This window comes from Streptomyces sp. enrichment culture (genome assembly GCF_964272855.1).
GTDB lineage: Bacteria > Actinomycetota > Actinomycetes > Streptomycetales > Streptomycetaceae > Streptomyces.
The window spans coordinates 3,902,519-3,924,482 of the sequence record NZ_OZ186847.1; the positions used below are offsets into that span (position 1 = coordinate 3,902,519).

Annotated in this window: 14 protein-coding genes and 1 tRNA gene; 6 read left to right on the forward strand and 9 right to left on the reverse strand. The window is 72.8% G+C overall.

Annotation, left to right across the window (positions count from 1 at the left end; all coding sequences use genetic code 11):
- Positions 1–6 precede the first annotated feature (6 nt).
- Entirely contained in the window at positions 7–966 is a 960-nt protein-coding gene (locus tag ACSU6L_RS16800; RefSeq protein WP_437057667.1) for an LLM class flavin-dependent oxidoreductase, read from the reverse strand.
- Positions 967–1,241: 275 nt separating this feature from the next.
- Complete coding sequence (locus tag ACSU6L_RS16805) at positions 1,242–1,868, reverse strand: helix-turn-helix transcriptional regulator (protein WP_158074554.1); 627 nt, start codon at positions 1,866–1,868, stop codon at positions 1,242–1,244.
- A 258-nt stretch (positions 1,869–2,126) separates the two neighbouring features.
- On the opposite strand from ACSU6L_RS16805, the gene ACSU6L_RS16810 reads away from it, so the two are divergent.
- Genes ACSU6L_RS16810 through ACSU6L_RS16835 form a run of 6 tightly spaced genes read left to right on the forward strand, consistent with a single transcriptional unit; the run spans position 2,127 to position 8,389 of the window.
- Entirely contained in the window at positions 2,127–3,173 is a 1,047-nt protein-coding gene (locus tag ACSU6L_RS16810; RefSeq protein WP_437057670.1) for a glycosyltransferase, read from the forward strand.
- On the forward strand, positions 3,170–4,555 hold the full coding sequence (locus ACSU6L_RS16815) for an NDP-hexose 2,3-dehydratase family protein (RefSeq protein ID WP_437057672.1): 1,386 nt from the start codon (positions 3,170–3,172) through the stop codon (positions 4,553–4,555). Before ACSU6L_RS16810 ends, ACSU6L_RS16815 begins: the two co-directional genes overlap by 4 nt.
- Positions 4,552–5,433 carry an NAD-dependent epimerase/dehydratase family protein gene (locus tag ACSU6L_RS16820; RefSeq protein WP_437057674.1) on the forward strand — a complete coding sequence of 294 codons (882 nt, stop codon included), beginning with the start codon at positions 4,552–4,554 and terminating at the stop codon, positions 5,431–5,433. The genes ACSU6L_RS16815 and ACSU6L_RS16820 overlap by 4 nt, the downstream gene beginning before the upstream one ends.
- Entirely contained in the window at positions 5,430–6,560 is a 1,131-nt protein-coding gene (locus tag ACSU6L_RS16825) for a DegT/DnrJ/EryC1/StrS family aminotransferase (RefSeq protein WP_437057676.1), read from the forward strand. The genes ACSU6L_RS16820 and ACSU6L_RS16825 overlap by 4 nt, the downstream gene beginning before the upstream one ends.
- Entirely contained in the window at positions 6,557–7,144 is a 588-nt protein-coding gene (locus ACSU6L_RS16830; RefSeq protein WP_437057678.1) for a dTDP-4-dehydrorhamnose 3,5-epimerase family protein, read from the forward strand. The genes ACSU6L_RS16825 and ACSU6L_RS16830 overlap by 4 nt, the downstream gene beginning before the upstream one ends.
- Positions 7,145–7,150: 6 nt before the next feature.
- Complete coding sequence (locus ACSU6L_RS16835) at positions 7,151–8,389, forward strand: methyltransferase domain-containing protein (protein WP_437057680.1); 1,239 nt, start codon at positions 7,151–7,153, stop codon at positions 8,387–8,389.
- A gap of 1,145 nt (positions 8,390–9,534) precedes the next feature.
- On the opposite strand, the gene ACSU6L_RS16840 is transcribed toward ACSU6L_RS16835, so the two are convergent.
- The 7 genes from ACSU6L_RS16840 to ACSU6L_RS16870 form a co-directional block, all read right to left on the reverse strand.
- Positions 9,535–9,611 (reverse strand) — tRNA-Thr (locus ACSU6L_RS16840).
- A 118-nt stretch (positions 9,612–9,729) separates the two neighbouring features.
- A complete protein-coding gene (locus tag ACSU6L_RS16845) occupies positions 9,730–11,331 on the reverse strand; it encodes an alpha/beta hydrolase (RefSeq protein ID WP_437057682.1) in 1,602 nt (533 codons plus the stop codon).
- A 173-nt stretch (positions 11,332–11,504) separates the two neighbouring features.
- On the reverse strand, positions 11,505–12,710 hold the full coding sequence (locus ACSU6L_RS16850) for a DNA polymerase III subunit delta' (RefSeq protein WP_437057684.1): 1,206 nt from the start codon (positions 12,708–12,710) through the stop codon (positions 11,505–11,507).
- 114 nt (positions 12,711–12,824) lie between these two features.
- Complete coding sequence (tmk, locus tag ACSU6L_RS16855) at positions 12,825–16,064, reverse strand: dTMP kinase (RefSeq protein ID WP_437057686.1); 3,240 nt, start codon at positions 16,062–16,064, stop codon at positions 12,825–12,827.
- A gap of 136 nt (positions 16,065–16,200) precedes the next feature.
- A complete protein-coding gene (gene topA, locus ACSU6L_RS16860; protein ID WP_437057687.1) occupies positions 16,201–19,056 on the reverse strand; it encodes a type I DNA topoisomerase in 2,856 nt (951 codons plus the stop codon).
- Between the two features lie 246 nt (positions 19,057–19,302).
- On the reverse strand, positions 19,303–19,500 hold the full coding sequence (locus ACSU6L_RS16865; protein ID WP_073943247.1) for a hypothetical protein: 198 nt from the start codon (positions 19,498–19,500) through the stop codon (positions 19,303–19,305).
- A gap of 131 nt (positions 19,501–19,631) precedes the next feature.
- Positions 19,632–21,881, reverse strand: a complete 2,250-nt coding sequence (locus ACSU6L_RS16870) for a protein kinase domain-containing protein (protein WP_437057690.1) — start codon at positions 21,879–21,881, stop codon at positions 19,632–19,634.
- Positions 21,882–21,964 lie beyond the last annotated feature (83 nt).

Genomic DNA, 21,964 nt, shown 5'->3' on the forward strand with positions numbered 1-21,964 from the left:
CCCTTGTCACGCGGCCGCGGCCAGCAGTTTCCTGAGATCGGCCATGGCCGCCTGCGGGCCGTACAGGTTGTACACGCCGGTCAGATTGAGGATCACCTCGTCGACGCCGATCTCCCGATAGGCGTCGAGTTCCGCCCGGATCTCCTCCAGGCCGCCGTAGAGAAATGCCTTTCCATGCAGCATGGATTTCGCGTCGGCGACCGAGGCGTCTCCGGCGAGTTCGATTCCCGCCTTTTTCAGCATGTCGATGTAGTGCGGCGCCTGCATATGTGCCGCATTGCTCGCCAGCACCAGTTTCTCCGGGTCCCGGTCGGGTCCGGCGAGCGCCAGCGGCACCATCGCGGTCAGCCGCGGCGTCTGCCGGCCGGCCCGCGAGGCGCCCTCGCGCAGCGCCGGGAGGATCACGTCCCGCAGATAGCCGGCCGGGGTCAGCCAGGTGATGCCGACGTCGGCGACCTCGCCCGCGAGCCGGGCCATGCCCGCCCGCAGCACCCCCAGACCGAGGTCGACGCGGGGGTGGATCGCGGGCGGCATCGCCCCGTGGCAGGAGAAGTACTCGCCGTCGAAGTCGACCGCGCCCTGCTCCAGCAGGCCCCGCACGATGGTCAGATACTCCCGCGAAGCGGTCAGCGGACTGGCGTACGGCCTGCTCAGGACGCTTTCCTGGAACTGCCGGCCGCCCGGTCCGAATCCCGCGACCACCGGCTCCCCGGTGGCCAGGGCCAGCGAGCGCACCTGGTGCGCGGCCTCGTAGGGGTGGCGCAGCGCCATCAGTGTGACGCCCACGCCGGTCGGCACCCGGAAGCCCGCGCCGGCCGCCGAGGCGAAGCCCTGGAACGGCTCGATCAGCATGGCCTGGCCCTGCCAGAGCCGCCGCGCGGCCGTCCACTCGACCAGCGCCGCGTACGGCAGCAGCTGTTCCGGCCTGCGCGGCAGAAACGGCACGAGCACCGAATACGCGGTCATCAAATCCCCCGAGAAGCCATTCCGTTGTCTTTACCCGGAGGCTACCCATCCATTACCGATGGTCAGTCAGAATGGATTTCGCTCGGCGGCCTCCCGGCAGGGAAGACGGTAGCCCGGCCCTCCAGGTTCCAACCCCCGCCCTGAGGAGAGTCTTCTCCCCCGTCGCAGGTCGGGGATTCCCCGCGCCCCAAAGGGATTCCTGGACAGACTTCCGGCCCCGCACCTTTTATGTACGGGTGATTTCCTTCCCAGGCCCGCCTTCGACTTCGGCGAATCTAGGCGCGCCCCGCCATGTGCCGGCCCGCGTGAATGACCGCGACCAGTTGCGACCGGTCCCGGCAGCCCAGCTTGCGCAGCACATTCGACACATGGAACTTCACGGTGCTGAGTTCGACGGTCAGTTCCTCGGCTATCTCGAGATTCGACAGACCCTCCGCGACCAGCAGGGCGACATCCCGCTCCCGGCCGGTGAGCCCGCCCTCGCCCAGCACCTGGGCCGACCGCTGCCGCGGAGCGCGCGGCGCTCCGCCGCCCAGGACGTACGGCACCAGCTCCGGCGACAGCCAGCCCCGCCCGTGCAGCACCTCCCGCACGGCGGAGACGAAGCCGTGATCGGGGTCGTCCCGGTCGACGACGCCCACCACCCGGGCCGGTCGGCGTGCCTGCCAGAACGGATCGTCCAAGCCGCTGACCAGCGCGATCAGCGGAACACCGGCCTTCGTGTCAGGCGCCGCGGCGGTCGGCAGGACGGCGGAGTCCACCACGGCGGCGTCCACGCGGGCGCTCTCGCCGAGCGGGGACGTCCCGTCCCAGAGGAACACTTCCCAGCCGGAGGCGGCGAGCGCCTGGCTCACCCGTCTCCGCAGCGAAGGAGAACTGATGGCGACGACGACTCGACGCATGACATGACTCCCCGTTAAGTCAACTCGCGGGGAGGCTCGGGCTTGTGGCCGCGTCCGGGGCGATGGTCGGTCGCCCGGCATTTCCCCGCAATGTCCGTGCAGTTGGAGGGGAACGTAACACACGCCTCCGTTTGCGTTCGCCGACCGGCCACCTGCGCCGAACCTCCCGGTCACCCCTCCGGACACGGCCCTCGCGGGCCGGTTAACCGCCGCTCGCACGGCGCTCACAGATGTTCCCAGACGCAAAGAGGAGCCGCGTTGCCGCACACGACGGTGATCTGCCCCGCCTACAACCGGGGCCGGGCCATCGTGCCCACCCTCGAATCGGTGTGCCGCCAGACCATGACGGACTGGGAGCTGATCGTGGTGTCCGACGCGAGCAGCGACGACACCGACGACTGGGTGCGCGCGGTGGCCGCACGCGACCGCCGGGTCCGGCTGCTGCGCACCCCCCGCTTCGGCTCCCAGTCCGGCCCGACCAACCTCGCGCTGGCCGAGGCGTCCGGCGCGTACGTCGCCTACCTCGACCACGACGACCTGTGGGAGCCCGGGCATCTGCGGCTGCTCGCCGAGGCGTTCGACGCGGGCGCCGAGTTCGTGGCGACCCGCACGGTCGACGTCGACGCGACCGGCGCCGTGCACGCCGCCACCCCGGCCCTCGCCATGGTCTGGCATCCCGAACTCCAGCTGATGAGCCCCCTGTTCGAGAACTCCTGCGCCGGACACGTCGCCGGGCTCGCGCAACGCGTCGGCGGCTGGCGGGAGTCGGCGGTCGGCCTGGAGGACTGGGACCTTTGGCTGCGGTTCGCCGACGTGGGCGTCCGCTGCACCACCCACCTCGACAAGACCGTCCGCGTCCTGCAGGACCCCGGCACCCGCCAGCACAGCATGCCCTGCGACCACCGGCACGAGATCGCCCGCTTCGACAGCATGCTCGCGGCCCGCGCGGCACTGCGCACCCTGTGCCACCCCGCCCTCACCGCCGCCGAACGGGAGGCGACCAGGAAGGACGTCGTGCACTGGTACACCGCGCTCGCCGAACGCGGTGAACTCGTCTTCCCGCGCGGCTGGGAGGGCGGCGCGGACGCCCTGCCGGCCGCCGTCGACGCGCAGCTGCGCGGCTCCGCCGACAAGTGGCGCGGCCTGGTCGTCGAACGGCACGCGGACCGCGTCTCGCTCAGCCAGCTGCTGCCCACCATGACCGCGGAACACGCCGCCCGCTACTCGGCGTTCTTCCGCCGGACCATGCGTCACCAGCAGGACTTCCTGTGCGAGGTGCTGCCCGAGGGGAGCGTGGTCCGGTGAGTCTCGACGCGTTCCGCGCCACCCTGGCGGCCACTCGGGAACGTGTGCACACGCACACACGGCCGATTCCCCTGGACGCCCTGGACGACTGGCGTACCGACCCGGAAACCGGTGCGCTGCGGCACCGCAGCGGCCGCTTCTTCAGCATCGAGGGCCTGCGCGTCCGGCTCGGCGACCGCGACTGGCAGCAGCCGATCATCGTGCAGCCCGAGGTCGGCATCCTGGGCCTGCTCGCCAAGCGGACCGGCGGCGTGCGCCGCTTCCTCGTCCAGCTCAAGCCGGAACCCGGCAACCGCAACGGCGTCCAGATCTCCCCCACCGTCCAGGCCACCCGCAGCAACTACACCGGCGTCCACCTCGGCTCGGCGGTGCCCTACCTGTCGTACTTCCGCGACGCCGCCCGGCACCGGGTGCTGCTCGACGTCCGGCAGTCCGAGCACGCCTCCTGCTTCCTCGGCAAACGCAACCGCAACATGGTCGTGGAGACCACCGACGACATCGCCGTGCGCCCCGGCTTCTGCTGGCTGACCCGCGCCGAACTGGACGCGCTGCTCGGCGAGGACGACCTGGTCAACATGGACACGCGGTCGGTGCTGGCGTGCCTGCCGGACGAGAACCCCGTCACGGACCGGCCCGCGCACCCGCTGCCCGAGCTGCTCCGCTGGATCACCGACGTCCGCAGCCTCACCGAGGTCACCGTCGAACGCCGTCCGCTGCACGGCCTGGCCGGCTGGCGGCGCGACCGCGACCGGATCTCCCACCACGAGGGGCGCCTCTTCGACGTCATAGGCGTCCAGGTCGAGGCGGCCGGCCGCGAGGTGGCGCGCTGGAGCCAGCCGATGCTCGCCCCGCGCGGCCCCGGCCTGGTCGCCCTCCTCGTCACCCGTGTCGAGGGCACCCCGCACGCCCTGGTCCGGCCGGCCGCCGAACCCGGCTGCGCGGACGTCGCCGAACTCGCGCCGACCGTGCAGCACGCGATCGGCGACCCGATCGAGCCGTCACCGCTCCTGGACGAGGTGCTGGGCGCCGCCCCGGACACCGTGCTGTTCGACGCGATGCTCTCCGACGAGGGCGGCCGCTTCCATCACTCCAGCAACCGCCACCTGATCGTCGAGACCCCGGACGCCCGCCCCGAACCCCCCGGCTTCCGCTGGCTGAGCCTCGGCCAGCTCACCGAACTGCTCCGCCACAGCTTCTACGTGAACATGCACACCCGCAGCCTGCTGGCGTGCCTGCGCGCGGTGGAGGCGGGGCGCGGGGGGCTCGCCGGGGTCGGGGCCGCGACCGGGGCCGGGGCCGCGACCGCGACCACAGCCGGGGCCGTGTCCGGGGCCGCGACCGCAGCCCGGACCGGGGCCGTGTCCGGGGGAGCCGCCGTATGAGACCGCTGATCACCGTGCTCGGCGCGACCGGCTTCATCGGCTCCTCCGTGGTCGCCGCCCTCGCCGGGCGGGGAGCGCGGGTGCGGCCGGTGGGACGCCGGCAGGCGGACCTGAGCGTCCCCGGCGCCCTCGCTGCCGCCGTCACCGGCTCGGACGTGATCGTCCACCTGGTCGCCCACACCGCGGGCACCGGCAACTGGCGGAACCCGGAGGCGGACCCGCGCGCCCGGCACCTCAACGAGGGCCTGGCCCGGGAACTCGTCGACGTCGTACGGGCGGAGAGGCGCGACCGGCCTCCCGTGGTCCTCTTCGCCGGTACGGCCCACTCCGCCGACAGCGCCTACGCCCGTCAGAAGCTGGCCGCCGAGCGGACCCTGTGCGCGGCCACCGAGGACGGCGTGCTCAGAGCCGTACCCCTTCGCCTCACCACGGTCTTCGGCGTGGGCCGCGACCGGGGCGTCGTCTCGACGATGATCCGCCGGGCACTCGCCGGCGAGCCCCTGACCATGTGGCACGACGGCACAGTCGAACGCGACCTGCTGTACGTCACGGACGCGGCCGCCGCCTTCACCGCCGCGCTCGACCACGCCGACGCCCTCGCCGGCCGCCCCTGGACGGTGGGCGGCGGCACCGGCGTCCCCCTCAAGGACGTGCTGCGCGCCGTCGCCGAACGGGTCTCCCACCACACCGGCCGCCCCCCGGTCCCGGTCGTCCGGGTCGACCCGCCCGCCTACGCGACGGCCGCCGACTTCCGCCACGTCCGCGCGGACATCGCCCCGTTCTCCGCGCGGACCGGCTGGCACCCGGCGACGGACCTGCGCACCGCCCTGGACCACACCATCGAGCATTCGAAGAAGACCGAGAAGGAACCGTCATGACGATGTACGTCTGGGACTACCTCCGCGAGTACGAGGCCGAACGCACGGACCTGCTGGACGCCGTGGACACGGTGTTCCGCTCCGGGCGCCTGGTGCTCGGTCCGAGCGTGCGCGGCTTCGAGGAGGAGTTCGCGGCGTACCACGGCACCGCGCACTGCGTCGGCGTCGACAACGGCACCAACGCGGTGAAGCTCGCCCTCCAGGCCCTCGGCGTGGGCCCGGGCGACGAAGTGATCACGGTGTCCAACACCGCCGCGCCGACCGTGGTGGCCATCGACGCGGTGGGCGCGACCCCCGTCTTCGTCGACGTCCGCGAGGACGACCACCTCATGGACACCACCCGGGTCGCCGACGCGATCACCGACCGCACTCGTTGTCTGCTCCCCGTCCACCTCTACGGCCAGTGCGTGGACATGGACCCCCTGATGGCGGTGGCCGAGGCGCACGGCCTGCCCGTCCTCGAGGACTGCGCGCAGGCCCACGGGGCCCGCCGGCACGGCCGCCTCGCGGGCACGTTCGGGCGGGCGGCGGCCTTCTCCTTCTACCCGACGAAGGTGCTGGGCGCGTACGGCGACGCCGGCGCGGTCCTGACGTCCGACGCCGACATCGACGGGGCCCTGCGCCGGTCGCGCTACTACGGCATGGCGGAGCAGTACCACGTCGTCGAGACCCCCGGCCACAACAGCCGTCTCGACGAGGTGCAGGCGGAGATCCTGCGCCGCAAGCTGACCCGCCTGGACGGATACGTCGAGGCCCGCCGCCGCGTGGCCCGCCGCTACGAGGAGGCGCTGGCCGACGCCCCGGGCCTGACCCTGCCCCGCACCACTCCCGGCAACGAGCACGTCTACTACGTCTACGTCGTACGCCACCCCCACCGCGACGACGTCCTGCGGCTCATGGCGGAACGCGGCATCTCCCTGAACATCAGCTACCGCTGGCCGGTGCACACCATGACCGGCTTCGCCCACCTCGGCGTCCCGCGCGGTTCCCTGCCGGTCACGGAGCGGCTGGCCGACGAGATCTTCTCGCTGCCCATGTACCCGTCCCTCACGGACGCGGACCAGGACCGGGTGATCGGCGAGCTCCTCGACGTCCTGGACGAGCTGGACAAGCTGGGGAAGCTGTGAGGACGCGCGAGCTGGCGGTGCGCGGAGTGGTGGAGTTCACGCCGCGGGTGTTCCCGGACGAGCGCGGCACGTTCGTCTCGCAGTTCCAGCTGCCGCACTTCGAGTCGGTGATGGGGAACGGCTTGTTCCCCGTGGCCCAGGCCAGCCACAGCGTCTCCCGCCGTGACGTCGTCCGCGGCGTCCACTTCACGACCGGCACGCCGGGCACAGCCAAGTACGTCTGCTGCCCGCACGGCGAGGTGCTGGACATCGTCGTCGACCTGCGCGTCGGCTCGCCGACCTTCGGCGCCTGGGACTCCGTCCGGCTCGACCAGCGGACCTCCCGCGCGCTGTACATCCCCGAGGGCGTCGGCCACGCCTTCGTCTCGCTGCGCGACGGCAGCGTGATGTCGTACCTGCTCTCCCAGAGCTACGACGCGGAACGCGAACTGGCCGTCTCGGTCCACGATCCGGCGCTGGCGCTCCCCCTCCCCCCGAACCCGATCCTCTCGGACCGCGACCGCCGGGCGATGACGCTGGCGGAGGCGGAGGAGGCGGGCGTACTGCCCTGCTTCCAGGACTCCCTCGATCACTCAGGACGCTGAACTGCGATGACCACCACCACGACCGTGCCCCACGCCTGCCGCGTCTGCTCGGGCCCGCTGACCCCGTTCCTCGACCTGGGCCGGCAGCCGCTCTCCGACGCCTTCCGCCTCCCCGACGACCCGGCGGAGGAGTTCTTCTTCCACCTCCGGGTCGGCGTGTGCGGCGACTGCGCCATGGTGCAGCTGCTGGAGGAGGTCCCGCGCGACCGCATGTTCCGCGAGGACTACCCGTACCGCTCGTCCGGCTCCTCGGTCATGCGCGCCCACTTCACGGAAACGGCCCGCCGGCTCCTCGCCACGGAACTGCGGGGCGACGACGCCTTCGCCGTCGAACTGGGCTGCAACGACGGCGTGATGCTGCGCACCGTCAGCGAGGCGGGCGTGCGGCACCTGGGCGTGGAGCCGTCCGGCGGGGTGGCGGAACTGGCGCGCGGCAAGGGCGTACGCGTCCGCACGGCGTTCTTCGAGGAGGACACGGCGAGGGACATCGCGGCGACGGAGGGCCGCGCGGACGTCGTCTACGCCGCGAACACCCTCTGCCACATCCCCTATCTGGACTCGGTTTTCCGCGGCCTGGACGCGGTCCTGAAGCCGACGGGCGTGTTCGTCTTCGAGGACCCCTACCTGGGCGACATCGTCGACCGCACCTCCTTCGACCAGATCTACGACGAGCACTTCTACTTCTTCACCGCCCGCTCGGTCCGCGCCCTGGCCCACCGCCACGGCTTCGACCTGGTCGACGTCGAACGCCTTCCCGTGCACGGCGGCGAGGTCCGCTACACCCTGTCCCGCACGGGCACCCGCACCCCCGCCCCGGCGGTGGCGGCCCTGCTGGCGGAGGAGGAGAGGACCGCCCTCCACGACCTGAGGACCCTCGAATCCTTCGCGACCCGCGTCGACGGCGTCCGCGCCGACCTCCACGCCCTCCTGACCCGCCTCCGCGCGCAGGGCGCCTCGGTCGTGGCGTACGGCGCCACCGCGAAGAGCGCGACGGTCACCAACTACTGCGACCTGACCCCGGCCCTGATCTCCCGGGTCCACGACACCACCCCCGCCAAACAGGGCCGTCTCACCCCGGGCGCCCGCCTCCCCGTCCACCCGGCCTCCGACTTCACCGCTCCGTACCCGGACTACGCGCTTCTCTTCGCCTGGAACCACGCGGAGGAGATCATGGCGAAGGAGACCGCGTTCCGCGCGGCGGGCGGCAAGTGGATCACGTACGTGCCGGAGGTACGCGTCCTCTGAACGGCCGTGTCGCGGAACTGGCCTCCGGCTGGTGCCGAGGGCCAGTTCGTTATGGGGGGGCGGGGATGCCGCGTGGCGGGGAGCAGGTTCAGCTGATGGCGTTGAGCATCGCTTCTTCGACGTGGTCGGCGGCGTTGCGGTGGCCGAGGGCGTTGTGTACGAAGGACAGCTGGTCGGGGAGGGTGACGAAGCCTTCGACCCACTTGGAGTCGTCGCTGACGCAGTGGTTGCGGGACGGGGTCCTGGGGGATGACCGTGGGGTAGCCGACGGCCAGGATCTTCGTGTGCGGGGCGCGCTCGTGGAGCACGGCGAGCATCCGCTCGTACTCCCGGCGCACCTTCTTCAGCCGGTCCGGGATGCCGGCGGCCGGGGCGTCCTTGCACGGGGAGGGTGTTTCCGCCCACGCCGACGGTGATGACGTCGGTGTCGGGGCCCACCCCCTCGGACTGCGGCGGCAAGTGGCGGCGCCGCAGCTGACGTTGGTCAGCTCGAAGAGACCGTAGAGGTCGCGGTCGATGACCTGGGGGTAGGACCGGTCGGTGCGCTCGCAGCCGTCGTGCGGGACTTCGAAGGTGTTGCCCGGGGCCAGGATGACCCCGGCGGTGTAGGAGTCACCAGGGCGACCCACTGCTGGTCCTCGGCCGCGGCGGCGGGTTGTGCCCCGGCGAGCTGCGCGGGGGCAAGAGCGCCGGCGGCGAGAGCTGCGGCCGAACAGAGCGGGGCCAGGCGAGTGCGGAAGCGTGCCACGAATCCTCCGGGGACACGGTGTTGACATCGCTTTGACCATGAAGCGGCTGTCACTCACTGCATTAGATCCAATACGGACAGTCATATTCAGACTGCGGGACGCACCTTTGTGAGGGACCGGTGTCCAGCGTGTTGACCGCTCGCCGTCCACTTGGCAACTGCTCTGGAGCGGTATTTGCGCAGCACAGGGAAGGCTGCTGAACGACTGCGGGATCCCGCCGGACACGCGCCCTCTCGGCGGCTGTCTTGTTCTCGATCACCAGCATGGAGATCCCGAGGCGCACACACTGCCCAAGGACGCCATGCGGCGTATGGGCGAGTTCTTCGTACCGCCGCCGTCGCCGCACCCACTGAACGGTAAAACCCCAGGTCAGAGGCTTCCGACCTGGGGTTCGTGTGGAGCCGCTTTCGGGATTCGAACCCGAGACCTACGCATTACGAGTGCGTTGCTCTGGCCATCTGAGCTAAAGCGGCGCGTCGCCCGCACTATGGTGCGATCGGCGACGTCGGTAAGTCTACACAGTTTCCGGGGGTGCTTCGCACCAGCCCCGGGGCGGGCGCTCCGGGGCCGGTGGGGTGGGCGGCGCGGTGGCTATGAGCAGCGCTTCCCGTCCGTGGGCGGGGTGCCGCGCAGGAGGTAGGCGTTGATCGTGCTGTCGATGCAGTCGCTGCCGCGGCCGTAGGCGGTGTGGCCGTCGCCGTCGTAGGTGAGGAGGCGGCCGGAGGAGAGCTGGCCGGCGAGGGACTGGGCCCAGGGGTAGGGGGTCGCCGGGTCGCGGGTGGTGCCGACGACGACGATCGGCTTGGCGCCCTGCGCCTCGATGCGGTGGGCCTCGCCGGCGGGGGCCACCGGCCAGTACGTGCAGTTCAGCGCGGCCCACGCCAGGCCCTCGCCGAAGACCGGCGACGCCTTCTCGAACTCGGGCAGCGACTTGCGGACGTCGTCGGGGCCGCTGAAGGCGGGCGGCAGGTCGAGGCAGTTCACGGCGGCGTTGGCGAACATCAGGTTCGAGTAGGCGCCGTCCGCGTCGCGCTCGTAGTAGCTGTCGGACAGGGCCAGCAGGCCCGTGCCGTCGTTCTCGTTCATCGCCGAGGTCAGCGCCTCGCGCAGCTGCGGCCAGGCCGTCTCGTCGTACATCGCCGCGATCACACCGGTGGTGGCCAGCGACTCGCCGAGTTCGCGCCCGTCCGGGTCACTGGTGGGGACGGGCTTCGCGTCCAGCCGGTCGAAGAACGCCTTCAGGTTCTTGCCGACCTGCTCGGGCGGGGTGCCGGGCTCGCCGAGGGGGCAGTCCGGCTGCCGTACGCAGTCCTTCGCGAACGCCTGGAACGCGGTCTCGAAGCCCGCCGTCTGGTCGGTGTTCAGCCGGCGCGCGGACAGCGACGGATCCATCGCGCCGTCCAGCACCAGCCGGCCCACCCGGTCGGGGAAGAGCCCGGCGTACGTCGCGCCGAGGAGAGTGCCGTACGACGCCCCCACGTACGTCAGCTGCTCGTCGCCCAGCACCTCCCGCAGGATGTCCATGTCCCGCGCCGCCTCGACGGTGGAGACGTGCCGCAGCAGCTCCGGCGCGTCCGCGCCGCACCCCTCGGCGAACTTCTTGTACGCGTCGACCAGCCCGGCGCGCTCCCGCTCGTCGTCGGGCGTGGTGTCCGTCTGCGTGTACGTGTCCATGGCCGGCCCGTCCAGGCATTCGACGGGCTCGCTGCGGGCGACCCCGCGGGGGTCGACGGCCACCATGTCGTAGCGGGCGCGGACCTCCTCCGGGTAGCCGAGCGCCGCGTAGTTCTGGAGGTAGCCGATCGCCGAGCCGCCCGGCCCGCCCGGGTTCACCAGCAGCGAGCCCAGCCGCTCGCCCGGCCCGGTGGCCTTCTTGCGGGCCACCGCGAGCCGGACGTCACCCTCGCCGGGAGCGGCGTAGTCACGCGGGGCGCGCAGGGTGGCGCATTCGAAGCCGGGGGCACCGCAAGCGCGCCAGCTGAGCTTCTGCGCGTAGTACGGCGCGAGCGCGGCCGGGGTGGCGCGCGGCAGGGCGGTCAGCGTGGCCTGGCCCGTCTGTGCCGCCCGCGCCGCCGAGGTGGCGGAGCTCGTGGAACTTCCGGTGCTGCAGGCGGAGACGACCAGCGCGGCGGCGGCGAGGAGGACGGCTCCGGTTCGGGACCTGGACCTGCGGTGGGGGCGCCTTGAGTTCATTCAGCGAGCGTAACCCTGCGCGACCGTTCGTACGCTGTGTGTGGCGGGCGTGCCACGGATGGGTGGTGGTTGTCCGACGGAAGGGGTACGCCGTCGAACGACGAACCTCGACGCACGACGTACCTCGTCGGACCACGGACCTCGCCGGACGACGCGCCTCGTCGATACCGCTGTCAGCCCGCTCTCAGTGCCATCGTCATCGCCTCCACCGCCAGCAGCGGCGCCACGTTGCGGTCCAGGGCGTCCCGGCACGCGGCGATCGCCTCGATCCGGCGCAGGGTGGTCTCCGGGGAGCTGCCGCGGGCGATCCGCTCCAGGGCGTCCTCGGCGTCGGTGTTGGCGAGGGCGATGCGGGAGCCGAGCTGGAGGGCGAGGACGTCGCGGTAGAAGGCGGTGAGGTCGGTCAGGGCGAGGTCGAGGCTGTCGCGCTGGGTGCGGGTGCGGCGGCGCTTCTGCTTGTCCTCCAGGTCCTTCATCACGCCTGCCGTGCCGCGCGGCATCCGGCCGCCCTGGGCCGCGCCGAGGGCAGCCTTCAGCTCCTCGGTCTCCTTGGCGTCGACCTCCTCGGCGAGCTGCTTGGCGTCCTCCGCGGCCGCGTCCACCAGCTCCTGTGCGGCCTTGAGCGCGCCTCCGACGTCGCCGATGCGCAGCGGCAGCTTCAGCACGGAGGCGCGGCGTTCCCGCGCGGCCGGGTCGGTGGCCAGGCGCCGGGCGCGGTCGACATGGCCCTGGGTGGCCCGCGCGGCCGCGGCGGCGACCTCCGGTTCGACGCCCTCCCGGCGGATCAGCATGTCGGCGACGGCGTCCACGGACGGCGTGCTCAGGTTCAGGTGCCGGCAGCGGGAGCGGATCGTCGGCAGCACGTCCTCGACGGAGGGCGCGCACAGCAGCCAGACCGTGCGGGGGGCGGGCTCCTCGACGGCCTTGAGGACGGCGTTCGCCGATTTCTCGTTCAGGCGCTCGGCGTCCTCGACGAGGATGATCTGCCAGCGGCCGTTCGCCGGCGAGGTGAACGACTTGCGGACGGTGTCCCGCATGTCCTCGGCGAGGATCTGCGTGCCGACGGCGGCCACCGTGGTGACGTCGGCGTGCGTGCCGACCAGGGCCGTGTGGCAGCCGTCGCAGAAGCCGCAGCCGGGTGCTCCGCCCAGCGCGCGGTCGGGGCTCACGCACTGCAGCGCCGCCGCGAACGCCCGCGCCGCCTGGGTCCGGCCGGCGCCCGGCGGGCCGGTGAACAGCCACGCGTGCGTCATCTTCGACGCCTCCGGCAGCGGCTCGTCGGCCGCGACCGCGGTGACCAGGGCGTCGGCGTCCCGAGCCGCGGCCTCCAGCTGCGCGCTCACCCGCTCCTGCCCGACCAGGTCGTCCCAGACCGCCATGGGCCACCGTGCCCTTCCGTCACATTCCGCGTTACGCCCTCCATTGTGGGGGCGCCCACTGACAGCGAGCGGCGCCCACCGGCTCCGCCCGCCGCCCGTTGGCCGGGCCGGGGCTCAGCGGCCCCGATTCCGCCCGCGGCGTCCCTCGTCGCCGTACTCGTCCTCCCGCGGGCCCAGCAGTTCGTCCGCCAGCGTCGGCAGGTCGTCCAGCGGGGTCTCCTCGGCCCAGTCGGGCCGCGGCCGGCGCGGGGCGTCGCCCTCGGCGGTCTCGGCGTCGACCTGGGGCAGCTCGCGGGTACGGTCGTCGGTCCCGTCCGGCTCCTTGCGGAAGAAGCCCTGCGGCACCCGGTCCGCGGGGGCCTCGCCCCGCACCGGGGGCAGCACCGCGGTCTCGTCCGCCGCGTCGGTGACGGGCGGCAGCACCGCCGTCTCGTCCGCCGCCCCGGGCACCGCCGGCAGCACCGCCGTCTCGTCCACGGCACCCGGCGTGTTCGGCGCGGCCGGCGGCTGCGGCAGCTCGGCCGTCACCTCGGAGTCGGGGTCGGGGCCCTTGGCGCGGTCCTCCCGCACCGGCCGCAGCACCGTCGTGGCGTCGTCCGCGGCTCCCGGCCGGCCGGCCGGCTCGCCGTCGGACTTCCCGTCCGGCGCCCCGTCCGGCCGCACGACCGGCGTCGGCACGGTCAGCGCCTCCGACGGAGCCACGGTCCCGGCGGCGCCGGGCGCGGCCGGCTTCGGCCCGGCCTGGGCCACGGCCGCCGCCTGCTCGGCCGCCCGGCGGGCCTCCTCGGCCCGCAGCAGGGCCTCCTCCGCCTTGCGCTGCTTCTCCACGCGACGTGCCTCGGCCTCGGCCCGCAGCCGGGCCTCCTCCTCTTCCTGGCGGCGGCGCCGCTCCTCCTCGGCCTTGCGGCGGGCCTCCTCCTCGGCGCGGGCCTTCTCCTCGGCGAGCAGCCGCTGCCGCTCCTCCTCGGCCCGGCGGCGGGCTTCCTCGGCCCGCTGCCGGGCCTCCTCCGCCTGCCGTTCGGCCTCGCGCCGCTGGGCCTCCTCCAGCTCGCGCCGCTTGCGCTCCTCCTCCTCGGCGCGCAGCCGGGCCAGCTGCTCCTGGCGCTCGCGCTCCAGGCGCTCCTCCTCGGCCTTGCGGGCGGCCTCCTCCTCGGCCTTGCGGCGGGCTTCCTCCTCGGCCTTGCGGCGGGCCTCCTCGCGGGCCTCGATCTCGGCCTGGGACAGCGGCAGCACCTGGTCGAGCCGGGCCCGGATGACGGTGGTGACGGCCTCGGGCTCCTGCCCGGCGTCCACGACGAGGTACCGGCCGGGGTCGGACGCGGCCAGCGTCAGGAACCCGGACCGCACGCGCGCGTGGAACTCGGCGGGCTCGGACTCCAGCCGGTCCGGCGCCTCGGTGAACCGCTCACGCGCGGTCTCCGGCGCGACGTCCAGCAGCACGGTCAGGTGCGGGACGAGCCCGTCGGTGGCCCAGCGGTTGATCCGGGCGACCTCCGTCGGGGACAGGTCGCGGCCGGCGCCCTGATAGGCGACGGACGAGTCGATGTAGCGGTCGGAGATGACGACCGCGCCCCGCTCCAGCGCGGGCCGCACCACGGTGTCCACGTGCTCCGCGCGGTCGGCGGCGTACAGCAGCGCCTCCGCGCGGTGCGACAGTCCGGCGCTGGACACGTCGAGCAGGATGGACCGCAGCCGCTTGCCGACCGGCGTCGCGCCGGGCTCGCGGGTCACCACGACCTCGTGCCCCTTGGCCCGGATCCACTCGGCGAGCGCCTCGGCCTGCGTGGACTTCCCGGCGCCGTCGCCGCCCTCCAGGGCGATGAAGAAGCCGGTCGCGGCGGGCGCCTGCACCGGGTCGTCGCCGCCGAGCACCGCGTCGCGCAGGTCGTGCCGCAGCGGCACGCCGGAGCGGTCGTCGAGCTTGGCGAGGACCAGCGCGGCCACCGGCAGCAGCAGCGCGCCGACGAGCATCAGCGTGAACGCCGCCCCGCCGTGCGCGAAGACGAACTTGCCGCTCTCCAGCCGGTGCGGCCCGATCAGCGCCGCCACCAGGGGCGCGATCAGCGCGCCGAGCGCGACGAAGACCCGGACGACGGCGTGCAGGTGTTCGGTGGTGCGGGGGCGGCGGAAGTCCTCGGTCTCCTGGTCGAGCAGCGCGTGCCCGGTGTTGGCGGCCATGCCCGCGGCGACGCCGGCCAGCGCGGTGATCAGCAGCACTGTGGTGACGTCCGGGACGAGCCCGGCGGCCAGCAGCGCCACGCCGGTGACGGCGACCGACAGCGCCAGCATCCGGCGCCGCGACAGCGACACCAGCACCTTCGGCGCCGTACGGATGCCGATGCCGACCCCGCCGGTCAGCGCGAGCACCAGCAGACCGAAGGTGACCGGGCCGCCGCCCAGGTCCTTGGCGTGCAGCACGGACACGGCGACGGCGGCGGCGACCGCGCCCGCGACGGCGGCGCAGGCGAGCACGAGCAGCGGGATCGCGCCGGTACGGCCCTTGTCGGCGCCGGTGCCGGTCTTCGGGCGGCGCAGGCCCTCGAGCGGCGACCGCGCGCGCGGGGTGCGGGTGCCGGGCAGCTCCAGGAAGGTCAGCACGGACAGCGAGGCGGCGAACAGCCCGGCCGCGACGTACGAGCCGAGGGCCGCCTGGTGCTCGGCGAACCAGGCGATGCCGGCGCCGAGGAGGTTGTTCAGCAGGGAAGCGGCGACGAGTACGGCGGCCGCGCCGGGTACCGCCAGGAAGGCGGTGCGCAGCGCCAGGCGGCGCAGGGCGTCCATGTGGTCCGGCAGCGGCCGTACCGTCGCGCCCTCCAGGGGCGGGGCGGGCAGCAGCGCGGGCGCGGCGCTCTCCCGGCACACCGTCCAGAAGCGCTCGGCGACGCCGGTGACGAAGACGGTGACCAGGAGGACGGCGAGCGCGTCGTCCGGCGTCCAGTCGATCCACAGCGGGGCCACGATCAGCAGCGCGGCCCGCAGGCCGTCCGCGCCGACCATGGTCCAGCGGCGGTCGAGCGGGCCGTCCTGGGAGGTCAGTGAGGTGAGCGGGCCGAGGAGCACGGCGCCGAAGAGCAGGGTGGCGAGGATCCGCACCCCGAAAACGGTCGCCACTGCGAACGCCACGCCCCGGTAGCCGCCGCCGAAGGAGCCCTCGGCGATGGCCGTCTGGAGGACGAGGAGGACCAGCACGAGAAGAGCGAGGACGTCACCGACCCCGCTCACCAGGTGCGCACTCCACAGGCGCCGCAACTGCGGCTGTCGCAACAGGGAACGGACAGCGCGCTCGCGGGAGTCCGCGACCAGCGCGTCGTCGGGGTCCGGGTGAGGGGCCGTTGGCTGCTCGGCTCGCGTCATGCTTTCAGCCTATCGGGCCCCGCCGACACTCCGGAGCAGTGCCCGAACGCCCGCACGCCCCGGCACCCGAACGGTGGCGAGGCGTTGGTTTCGCGAACGCCGGACGGGGGCACCCGCCCGGCGTTCGTCCCGGGGCTCAGTCCTCGGACGCCGCCCTGGACGCCGTGGTCTTCTTCGCGGCTGTCTTCTTCGTGGCGGTCGTCTTCTTGGCAGCGGTCTTCTTCGCGGCCGTCGTCTTCTTCGCCGCCGTGGTCTTCTTGGCGGCGGTCTTCTTCGCGGCCGTGGTCTTGGCGGCCGTGGTCTTCTTCGTGGCCGCCTTCTTCGCCGTCTTCTTGGCGGGGCCCTTCGCCCGCTTCTCGGCGAGCAGTTCGAAGCCCCGCTCGGGCGTGATCGTCTCGACGCTGTCGCCGGAGCGCAGGGTCGCGTTGGTCTCGCCGTCGGTGACGTACGGGCCGAAGCGGCCGTCCTTCACCACGACCGGCTTCTCGCTGACCGGGTCGGTGCCCAGCTCCTTCAGCGGCGGCTTGGCGGCCGCGCGGCCACGCTGCTTGGGCTGGGCGTAGATCGCCTGCGCCTCCTCCAGCGTGATCGTGAAGAGCTGCTCCTCGGACGTGAGCGACCGCGAGTCCGTGCCCTTCTTCAGGTACGGGCCGTAGCGGCCGTTCTGCGCGGTGATCTCCTGGCCGTCGGCGTCGGTGCCGACGGTCCGCGGCAGCGACATCAGCTTCAGCGCGTCGTCGAGGGTCACCGTGTCCAGCGACATCGACTTGAACAGGGAGGCCGTGCGCGGCTTGACCGCGTTCTTGCCGGTCTTCGGGGTGCCCTCGGGGAGGATCTCCGTGACGTACGGGCCGTAGCGGCCGTCCTTGGCGACGATCTGGTGGCCGGTGGCCGGGTCGGTGCCCAGCTCGAAGTCGCCGCTCGGCTTGGCGAGCAGTTCCTCGGCCAGTTCGACGGACAGCTCGTCGGGCGCCAGGTCGGCGGGGATGTCGGCCCGCTGGTGGCCCTCGGCGTCCTTCTCACCACGCTCGATGTACGGCCCGTAGCGGCCGACCCGCAGCACGATGTCGTTGCCGACCGGGAACGACGACACCTCGCGCGCGTCGATCGCGCCCAGGTCGGTCACCAGCTCCTTGAGGCCGCCGAGGTGGTCCCCGTCGCCGTTGCCGGCGTCGGCGGCCACGCCCTCGACGGTGCCCTCGCCGAAGTAGAAGCGCTTCAGCCACGGCACGGCCTGCGCCTCGCCGCGCGCGATGCGGTCGAGGTCGTCCTCCATCTTGGCGGTGAAGTCGTAGTCGACGAGCCGCCCGAAGTGCTTCTCCAGCAGGTTGACCACGGCGAACGACAGGAAGGACGGCACGAGCGCCGTGCCCTTCTTGAACACGTAGCCGCGGTCGAGGATCGTGCCGATGATCGACGCGTACGTCGACGGACGGCCGATCTCCCGCTCTTCCAGCTCCTTGACCAGCGAGGCCTCGGTGTAGCGGGCCGGGGGCTTGGTCGCGTGGCCGTCGGCGGTGATCTCCTCGGCGGTCAGCGGGTCGCCCTCGTTCACCTGCGGCAGCCGGCGCTCGCGGTCGTCGAGCTCGGCGTTCGGGTCGTCCGCGCCCTCGACGTAGGCCTTGAGGAAGCCGTGGAAGGTGATGGTCTTGCCGGACGCGCTGAACTCGACGTCCCGCCCGTCGGCGGCGGTGCCGCCGATCTTGACGGTGACGGAGTTACCCGTGGCGTCCTTCATCTGTGAGGCAACGGTCCGCTTCCAGATCAGCTCGTACAGCTTGAACTGGTCGCCGGTCAGACCGGTCTCCGCAGGCGTGCGGAAACGATCACCCGAGGGGCGGATCGCCTCGTGCGCCTCCTGCGCGTTCTTGACCTTCGCGGCGTACGTCCGCGGCTGCGGCGGCAGGTAGTCGGCGCCGTACAGCTGCGTGACCTGGGCGCGGGCGGCGGCGATCGCCGTCTCGCTCAGCGTCGTGGAGTCCGTACGCATGTACGTGATGTAGCCGTTCTCGTACAGCTTCTGCGCGATCTGCATCGTGGCCTTCGCGCCGAAGCCGAGCTTGCGGCTGGCCTCCTGCTGGAGGGTCGTCGTACGGAACGGGGCGTACGGCGAGCGGCGGTACGGCTTGGACTCGACGGAGCGGACGGCGAACCGGGTGTTCTCCAGCGCGGCGGCGAGCGCGCGGGCGTTCGCCTCGTCGAGGTGGAGGATGTTCGCGCTCTTCAGCTGCCCCAGGGAGTCGAAGTCGCGGCCCTGCGCGATACGCCGGCCGTCGACCGTCTGCAGCCGGGCGACCAGCGACGACGGGTCGGACGGGTCGCCCGCGCGGCCGGTGGCGAAGGTGCCGGTCAGATCCCAGTACTCGGCGGAGCGGAAAGCCATGCGCTCGCGCTCCCGCTCGACGACGAGCCGGGTGGCGACGGACTGCACACGGCCCGCCGACAGGCGCGGCATGACCTTCTTCCACAGCACCGGCGAGACCTCGTAGCCGTAGAGGCGGTCGAGGATGCGGCGGGTCTCCTGGGCGTCGACCAGCTTCTGGTTGAGCTGGCGCGGGTTGGCCACGGCGGCCTGGATCGCGGCCTTGGTGATCTCGTGGAAGACCATCCGCTTGACCGGGACCTTGGGCTTGAGCACCTCCTGGAGGTGCCAGGCGATGGCCTCGCCCTCGCGGTCCTCATCGGTGGCGAGGTAGAGCTCGTCGGACTCCTTCAGCAGGTCCTTGAGCTTCTTGACCTGGGCCTTCTTGTCGGCGTTGACCACATAGATCGGCTGGAAGTCATGGTCGACGTCCACACCGAGGCGGCGCACTTCCCCGGTGTACTTCTCCGGCACCTCCGCGGCGCCGTTGGGAAGGTCGCGGATGTGCCCGACGCTCGCTTCGACTACGTAGCCGGGGCCCAGGTAGCCCTTGATCGTCTTCGCCTTGGCAGGCGACTCGACGATGACGAGTCGGCGGCCGCCCTGTGCGGTCTCGCTGGTCGGGGACAACTTCGCTCTTCTCTCCGGTCGACGCTGGGGCCTCCCCAGGCCTTCGTTCCCGGGGTCGGGTCATGGTGACGCTGCGGAGTGTGACGGTACATCCCGCCCCCGTGTCAAACGGGAAAAGCCCGCAACGGCCACTCGAACGGTAACCCGACTTCCGCCATTCCTGCCGCACGGAGTGCCCGGAGCCGTTTTCCGGCCGATCCGGAGCGTGATCTCTCGATTACTGCGGAGGGAACGCTTCCGGAGTGCTCAGACCCGTGTGAAGCACCATGCCCCGACCACCAGCGCGAGCACCGCGGCGACGCTCGCGAGAGCCGCCGATGCGACCGGACTCACACCGTGGGCGACGGGCTGCCGCTGCCGCGTCCGCACCCCGATCCACACCAGCAGTCCGCCCCCGAACAGGGCGAACACCAATCCCGCGAAGATCGCCGGCCCGCTCTCCATGGCTCCCCGTGCCCCTTTTCTACGTCCACGCGTGCCCCGCCCTCGGGAGGTTGACACGCGCGGGCTGCGATCAGGCGAACCCCGGGTGAACGCGAGACCGCCGATCGGTCCGGGCGGGGCGGGCAGGGGGGTCAGACGGCGCCGGGCGCCGATATCTTTCCGGTCGTCTTTTCGTTGTCGGCGCGGCTCACCGTGCAGACCACCTTGGTGAAGCCCTGCTCCCAGTCCTCCTCGTCGGCGATCCAGCCGTACACGGTCCGCTCGGAACCGGGCGCCCAACTCGACTCGAACTTGTTGCCGCACAGCTTGGTCGCGTTGTCGCCGCCCTTGTCGTAGCTCATCCCGTCGGGGGCCTGCGCGGTGCCGACGACCTGGTCGGTGTGCGGTTCCGCGCAGTCGACGAGCGGGGCCCGGTAGCCGTCGTCCAGTTCCTCGTAGTCCCAGCAGTCGCCGACGCTCATCTGCCCGACCCACAGGTCGGTGCCGGTGTCGCGGAAGCGGCCCACCTCGCCGCCGATCGCGGCGTGCCGGCCGAGAACCAGACAGGCCGTGCCGCCGTCGGCCTCGGCGAAGCCCTCCCTGGTCGGCAGGACGGCGTAGCCGCCCGCGTCGGGCAGCGCGTCGACGACCGAGCGGGTCTGGTCCGCGCACCGCCGCGCCCCGTTGGCGCGGGCGTCGGCGTGGTCGGCCGCCGTGTCGACGGCCACGACCTGACCGTCCGGCCAGTCGTCGGCGCAGTCAACGACGCCGAGGTTCGGCGCCGACTCGAACGGCGTCCCCGTCCACACCGCCTTCACGCAGTCCCCGGCCGCCAGCGGCTCGCTCAGCCCGACCACCTCCCCGTACGGCAGCACGGGCCCGGCCGGCGAGGCGGAGTCGTCGGCGGGGCCGGCCGAGGGCGACGTCCCGGACGCCGTGTCCTTCTTTCCGGGTCCGTCGTCATCGGTCAGCGACACGGCCGCCCAGCCGCCGAGCCCGACCACGAGGACGACGGCCAGTGCGAGGGCGACGAGGAGGGCGGGCTTGCGGCGGCCGGCGCCGGACGGGGGTGGGAGGTTCGCGCCGGATCCGTACGGCGGCCGGCCCGCACCGCCGCTCGCGTACGCCGCCGCGTACGGCGCGGCCTGCGTCTGCGCGTACGGGTTGCCCGGCACCGCGGGGCCGCCCGCGCCGAAACCGGCGACCGCTCCCGCCGGGGTGTGCGGGGTCTGCGGCGTGCTCGGGGGCTCCGGGGGGCCGGGTGGGACTGTGGCGCCATAGGTGCCTGGAGTTGCTGGTGTTCCCGGTGTTCCCTGGGCTCCTAGAGTTCCTGCGGGTGCCGGAGTCCCCGGTGTCACAGCGGCCAACCCCGGCGTTCCCGGCGTTCCCGTAGCTCCAGAAGTCCCCGGCGTCACAGCGGCACCGGGCGTCTCGGGCGTACCCGGTGTTCGCGCCGACGCCCCGAACCCCGCGGGCGGCGGCCCGAATCGCTGCGGCGCGGCACCGAACCCACCGGCGTCCCCTCCCCCGGTGCCCCGCCCCGCCACCCACTCCAGCCCACGCGCCACCGTCTCCGGTGCCGACCTGCGCACCGGGTCCTTGACAAGCAGTCCCTGAAGCACCGGAGCCAGTTCCCCGGCCCGCGCCGGCGGTGTCGGCTCCTCGCCCAGCAGGGCGGTCAGCGTGGCGTACTCGCCGTTGCGGTCGAAGGGGCCGCGGCCCTCGACCGCCCAGTACAGCGTGGCGCCGAGGGAGAAGAGGTCGGCGGCCGGGGTGGGCGGCTCGCCTCGTGCCCGCTCCGGGGCGAGGTAGCCGGGCGTGCCGAGGATGCCGGCGGTGGCGGTGAGCCGGGGTTCGCGGGACTCGGGCCGGAGGGCGATGCCGTAGTCGGTGAGCAGCACGCGCGCGTAGGGGTCGCCCGAAGCGTCCGGGGCGAGCAGGATGTTGGCCGGCTTCACGTCCCGGTGCAGGATGCCGATGCGATGGCCGGCGGTGAGCGCGTCCAGCACGGCCAGTCCGATGCGGGCCACGTGCGCGGGCGGCAGCGGCCCGGACCGCCGTACGACCGCCTGGAGGTCGACCGCGTCCGGCACGTACTCCATGACGATCCACGGCAGCCCTTCGTGCACCACCACGTCGTGCACCGTCGCCACATGCGCGTGCCCGCGCAGCCGCGCCGCGTGCCGGGCCTCGCTGCGTGCCCGCGCGATGCGCTGGGCGATCTCGCCCCCGTCCGCCGGCGCGTCCGAGAGCGCGATCTCCTTCATCGCGACATCGCAGGCCAGTTCGTCGTCGTGGGCGAGCCACACCCGGCCCATGCCGCCCGCGCCGAGCGCGCGCAGCAGCCGGTAGCGCCCGTTGATGATCCTGCCGTCGCCCTGATCCGGCGTCTCCCCCGCCATCCCGCCTCCCCCCGAGGACAGCGCGCCTCCCCCGAGGACGCGTGGACTCTGTCCCTTTGAAGGTAGCTTCGCACCCACCACTG

Excerpts from the sequence above, each read along its gene's own strand:
- ACSU6L_RS16820 (WP_437057674.1), top strand. The coding sequence starts at position 4,552 with ATGAGACCGCTGATCACCGTGCTCGGCGCGACCGGCTTCATCGGCTCC.
- ACSU6L_RS16865 (WP_073943247.1), bottom strand. The coding sequence starts at position 19,500 with ATGGAGAGCGGGCCGGCGATCTTCGCGGGATTGGTGTTCGCCCTGTTC.
- ACSU6L_RS16825 (WP_437057676.1), top strand. The coding sequence starts at position 5,430 with ATGACGATGTACGTCTGGGACTACCTCCGCGAGTACGAGGCCGAACGC.
- ACSU6L_RS16845 (WP_437057682.1), bottom strand. The coding sequence starts at position 11,331 with ATGAACTCAAGGCGCCCCCACCGCAGGTCCAGGTCCCGAACCGGAGCC.
- ACSU6L_RS16800 (WP_437057667.1), bottom strand. The coding sequence starts at position 966 with ATGACCGCGTATTCGGTGCTCGTGCCGTTTCTGCCGCGCAGGCCGGAA.
- ACSU6L_RS16850 (WP_437057684.1), bottom strand. The coding sequence starts at position 12,710 with ATGGCGGTCTGGGACGACCTGGTCGGGCAGGAGCGGGTGAGCGCGCAG.
- ACSU6L_RS16805 (WP_158074554.1), bottom strand. The coding sequence starts at position 1,868 with ATGCGTCGAGTCGTCGTCGCCATCAGTTCTCCTTCGCTGCGGAGACGG.
- ACSU6L_RS16870 (WP_437057690.1), bottom strand. The coding sequence starts at position 21,881 with ATGGCGGGGGAGACGCCGGATCAGGGCGACGGCAGGATCATCAACGGG.
- ACSU6L_RS16835 (WP_437057680.1), top strand. The coding sequence starts at position 7,151 with ATGACCACCACCACGACCGTGCCCCACGCCTGCCGCGTCTGCTCGGGC.
- tmk (WP_437057686.1), bottom strand. The coding sequence starts at position 16,064 with ATGACGCGAGCCGAGCAGCCAACGGCCCCTCACCCGGACCCCGACGAC.